This window comes from Streptomyces sp. WZ.A104 (assembly GCF_002382885.1).
GTDB lineage: Bacteria > Actinomycetota > Actinomycetes > Streptomycetales > Streptomycetaceae > Streptomyces.
This window is the reverse complement of the sequence record NZ_NWVL01000163.1, coordinates 1-2,068: the sequence shown is the minus strand read 5'-3', so window position 1 is coordinate 2,068 and position 2,068 is coordinate 1. Positions and strand designations below refer to the sequence as shown.

Here is a 2,068-nt window from a genome sequence, read left to right as displayed (position 1 = left end):
GGGCCAGCCGGCGCAGCAGCTCGGGGACGGTGAGGCCGCGCCGCTTCGCCTCGGGCTCGAGCAGGCCGCGCGCCCGCGCGAACGGGTCCCCCGCCTGCTGCCCGTCGGGCCCGGGGGCGGTCACCGGGCGGCGCCGCGGGCGAGGACGTGCAGGCGGGCGAAGTCGCTGTGGGTGAGCGGGCCGCCGTCGGGGCGGGCGTAGGTGACCTCGCGGCGCACCGCGGTGACCGTCACCGGGAACAGCGCCGCCTGGACGGTGTCCGCCGGCACCTGCTCCTGCGGGATCTCCCCCGTCATCCTGCTCCCCCTGTGCTCTCGGGCCGTCCTGGCGAAGTCGTTGCGTGAGCCGGATACCCGCTGACGCTTGTTGTCGTGTACTCGCCGGTTTCTGATTCCGGCTAAGGGGAGCGTATCCCGAATCAGGCCCCCAAGGAGGGCCGACACGGCAATGTTCTGGATTCAACGACTTCTGTCAGCGGCCTCCTGCGCGCGGCCTCCTCCCGCCGCGAGCGGGCCCGGCGCCACAGCGCCCCAGCGCGGCACAGCCATTCTGAGCGGTCCGAAGTATGGCACAAGCCCATTAGTCCAGGAACCTTCATCATTCCTCAGATTCCTGCACAGGCATTTCCGCATGTCATCATGGATCTAACCTCACTCATCTATCATCAACGTTACTCAAAAGTGAGTTGAGTTAGGATCGTGAGGAAAGATCGGTGGGCCGGGAAAACGGCAGGCCGGCCGGTACTGTCCTCGCCCGGCGCCGACTCCGCAGCCCACCGGGCCACGTCCCGATCAGGCGGCAGGCCCCCCGGGCTGGGGAGAAGAGGGGGATACTCCGGGCATGGACTTCGAAGGACGCATGCACCGCAACTTCGCCGGCGCGCTGGCCGCCGGCGGGTTCACCGGGATCGCCGCCGGGGCCCTGGCGGCCTGGCTGCTCGGCACCGGGTTCCCCGGGGGCGGCGGCGTGTGGGTCTGCACGGGCGGCGGCATGCTGGGCGTCCTCCTCGCCGCCGTCCTCGGCTGGCGCGCCGTCAAGGACGCGTAGAAGCGCCCGCTGCCCAGGCCCCGGTCGCCCGCCGGGCGGGGCTCCAGGAACGCGGTGAGCGGCAGGCCCGCGGGCTCCGGACGCCCGCTGGGACGTACGAGAGCGGACAGCAGGGCGCCGGGCGGCATCGCCCGGCGCCGGGCCGCCCGCCGATAGGATCGACTCGCCCGAAAGCGGGCACCGGAACACGAAGGGGACACGGTGGCGGACCAGTTGAGCGTCGCGGAGGTCGTGGAGCACCTCACGACCAAGGAGGGCAACCAGTTCCTCGCCGACGCGCAGTACGCCGCGGCCGACGCCAGCCGCCGCCGGGAGATCCGGCGCGGCGTCGCCCAGAAGGTCACCGCCCTGCTCGTCGACGGCGCCGACGGCGACCTCGTCGACGGCGCGGTGAGCGCCGAGCACCTGTGCAACACGATGTGGCACCTGGCCGGCCTGGCCGTCCAGGAGGACGAGCTCGCGCGGACCGAGACGGAGGCCTCCGGTGCCGGAGCTCACTGACAGCGCCACCATCCCCGCCCCTGGCGCCGGGGACCCGTGGCTGGAGCGGAAGTTCGCCGGCCACGCCGGGGCGACGGCGGACTGCCGCTACCCCGACTGCACCGAGGCGCGCGAGAGGCCCGCCCCGGGCCGCCCCGGGCCGCCCCCGGAGTTCTGCCCCACCCACAACAACAAGCGGGACAAGCAGTACGCGTACCGGCAGGAGAAGAAGGCGGAGGCGGAGGCCGCCGCCCGACGCGCCGCCGAGGAGGCGGGCGAGTCCGCCCCCGCGCCGGATCCGCTGCCAGTCGTCCTCGCCCGGCGGGCCCGTGAGCAGAGCGTGCTCGCCGAGCTGCTGCCCCGGGTGGCCGCCGCTCTGGAGACCGTCCTCGCCGGTGAGCAGGCCGCCGCCGACACCGACGCCGTCGCCGCCCACCTCGCCGCCGTCGATCATGCGGCCGCCGTCCGGGTGGAGGAGGCCGCCGCCGCCCGACGGGCCGCCGAGCAGACGGCCGCCGCCGCGCACGCCGCCGCCGAGGC

At 74.1% G+C, this 2,068-nt stretch carries 3 protein-coding genes and 1 pseudogene; 3 read left to right on the top strand and 1 reads right to left on the bottom strand.

Features of this window, described 5'->3' with window-relative positions; genetic code table 11:
- Nucleotides 1-120: 120 nt before the first annotated feature.
- Nucleotides 121-297, bottom strand: coding sequence for a hypothetical protein (locus CIB93_RS38375; protein WP_179500380.1), 177 nt, complete (start codon nucleotides 295-297; stop codon nucleotides 121-123).
- A gap of 544 nt (nucleotides 298-841) precedes the next feature.
- Here CIB93_RS38375 and CIB93_RS36890 point away from each other — a divergent pair.
- From CIB93_RS36890 to CIB93_RS36880, 3 genes and pseudogenes are all read left to right on the top strand, one after another.
- On the top strand, nucleotides 842-1,048 hold the full coding sequence (locus tag CIB93_RS36890; RefSeq protein WP_096633121.1) for a hypothetical protein: 207 nt from the start codon (nucleotides 842-844) through the stop codon (nucleotides 1,046-1,048).
- A gap of 201 nt (nucleotides 1,049-1,249) precedes the next feature.
- A complete protein-coding gene (locus CIB93_RS36885) occupies nucleotides 1,250-1,549 on the top strand; it encodes a hypothetical protein (protein ID WP_096633120.1) in 300 nt (99 codons plus the stop codon).
- Nucleotides 1,533-2,068: pseudogene (locus CIB93_RS36880) on the top strand (hypothetical protein); the annotation flags it as partial. The gene CIB93_RS36885 and the pseudogene CIB93_RS36880, both read left to right, overlap by 17 nt.

Excerpts from the sequence above, each read along its gene's own strand:
- CIB93_RS38375 (WP_179500380.1), bottom strand. The coding sequence starts at position 297 with ATGACGGGGGAGATCCCGCAGGAGCAGGTGCCGGCGGACACCGTCCAG.
- CIB93_RS36890 (WP_096633121.1), top strand. The coding sequence starts at position 842 with ATGGACTTCGAAGGACGCATGCACCGCAACTTCGCCGGCGCGCTGGCC.